Below are 2,006 nucleotides of genomic sequence, written 5' to 3' on the forward strand. Positions count from 1 at the left end.
GGTTAATGAACAATATTATTTTGGCATCAATTTGGATATGTGATCTTAAAAAAATATGAAAAAATTACTTTTAAGCATAATCTTAGTAGCAGCTACTTTTTTTGCCGTAAACGCCCAAAATACGATGACCAGCAAGGATGCCCGATTTGGGATTAAAGCCGGTGTAAATTTATCAAGGTTTAATATTACAACTGACAAGGATCTGACTGAGGAGGAACAGAATATCTTCGATCAGATTAAAGATTACCAAAAAAGCAACCTAGGTTTTAGTGTAACTCTTTATGGTGATTTTGGCCTGGCCAATAATCTTGCCCTGCAGCCCGCAGTTGCATTTCAAACTAAGGGTTCTAAATTTGAAACTGATAACGAAGTTTTAGATGGTTATGCTAAAGTTAATTTGATGTACATAGATGTGCCTATTAATCTGGTTTATAGCATTCCCGCTTCTACCGCTGGTACGGTACAAATTAGCGCCGGTCCGTATATTGGCTTTGCGGTTTCTGGAAAATTTAAGACCAAAGTAGGTAATGAACCTGAAGAAACCGAAGATATTAAATTTGGTGACCGTGACGATGACCAATTGAGTGGAATGGATTATGGTGCAAACGTAGGTTTGGGCTTTAGGATGAGTAATGGCCTTGCAATTAATGCTAACTATGGCTTGGGCTTGGCCAATATTTTAACCAAGTCTGCCAAAGAAAGCTCAGATTCGAAGATAAACAACAGGGTGTTGGGTTTTACCCTTGGTTATTCTTTTTAGATCAAATAATTGATGCTTTAAGTCAGGCTATGAAAAAAAGCGGCATGGTTAGTTTACAAGGTTGTGTCTGGAGCATCGTTTAAGGCCCTGCGAAAAATCAAACAGTGCAGCAATTACCTTATTATCTTCAAGCTTTAGCCGGGCATCAAATTCACGTTTGATGCCTGGCAAACGATAACTTTTGCTGGCGAGCTCCTGAAAAATTTTCCAGGTTAAACAAATTTTCTCTCATTTTATTCATAACTCCATTTATTCACATACTGCCCGCAATTGACTATAATTATGTATACTCATAGTGAAAGTTTAATTCAGATAAAAGTAAGCCTACTCAATTTATCGCAAGTAATGCAGCGAACCTTATTTCTCAATCAGGCAATCCTTTTTTTGAGTAGCTTTTGCCAAAATCGGAGCAGCTGAGTTTTCTGTGATCTCCTGGCAGGTAATTTTGTTTGCATATCCGGCTTGCGTACTCACTACGCTAACATAATTTATTTTACCCTCTGTTACTGTTATTTTTAACGGAGCCGATTTTTTTCCGGTTGATATCCCGCCGCTACTTACGCTAACGGTATGTTCACCTACTGGCAAATCGTGTATTGAAAAAGACTTGTTTTTCATTTTGCAGGTTAACTGGTCATCAACAAAAAATGAATAATTAACAGCAGAACCGGTATAGCCCGTAGAGCGGATCAAATAAACCTGTCCTGTTGTTGTTTGCGCAAAAGTGCCTAAAGCACCAATAAGTAAAAAAACTGTTAGTGATAATAATTTAATTGTTTTCATAGGATTTGTATAAAAATTAATTTAATAAAATTAAAGTCCAAAATTGTACCCCAGGCGTACGCCTACAAACCGAACTGCCTGAGCATCATCGCCCTTTTCTGAGCTTTGGTATCTGATGCCAATTTCAACCGATTTATACACATATCCTGCACCCAATGACCAGGCAAAAGCTGTTTGCTTTGCGCTTGCAGTTCCGCCAGGACCTGAACCGGCAATACGGTTAAAAGAAAGTCCTGCCTGGGATTCCAGCAAAACTCCACTGAGATTAGCACGGTAGCCGAGATAAACCGGAACAGCTGAATAGTGCGCAGATGCATCCGAAGGTAAATCCTTTACTGCAAACCTGTTGTAACCGGCCTCAATTGTGAGGTATTGTGGTAGTTTGCCGATGCCATACATTCCTTTTGCTGAGCCGCCAAAACCCGTTTTGACGATGTCTGCAAGTCTGCCGGTAGGAATTGCC

The 2,006-nt window shown here is 39.4% G+C and carries 3 protein-coding genes; 1 reads left to right on the plus strand and 2 read right to left on the minus strand.

Annotated elements, in window-relative coordinates; translation table 11 throughout:
* Positions 1-55 precede the first annotated feature (55 nt).
* Positions 56-760: a porin family protein gene (locus R2Q85_RS24445; RefSeq protein ID WP_316814431.1), complete on the plus strand. Its 705-nt coding sequence runs from the start codon at positions 56-58 to the stop codon at positions 758-760.
* Positions 761-1,117: 357 nt separating this feature from the next.
* On the opposite strand, the gene R2Q85_RS24450 is transcribed toward R2Q85_RS24445, so the two are convergent.
* On the minus strand, positions 1,118-1,543 hold the full coding sequence (locus R2Q85_RS24450; protein WP_316814432.1) for a DUF2846 domain-containing protein: 426 nt from the start codon (positions 1,541-1,543) through the stop codon (positions 1,118-1,120).
* Between the two features lie 30 nt (positions 1,544-1,573).
* The coding region (locus R2Q85_RS24455) for an outer membrane beta-barrel protein (protein WP_316814433.1) at positions 1,574-2,006 on the minus strand (433 nt) is incomplete at its 5' end.

Source organism: Pedobacter heparinus (assembly GCF_032678725.1).
GTDB classification, from domain to species: domain Bacteria; phylum Bacteroidota; class Bacteroidia; order Sphingobacteriales; family Sphingobacteriaceae; genus Pedobacter; species Pedobacter heparinus_A.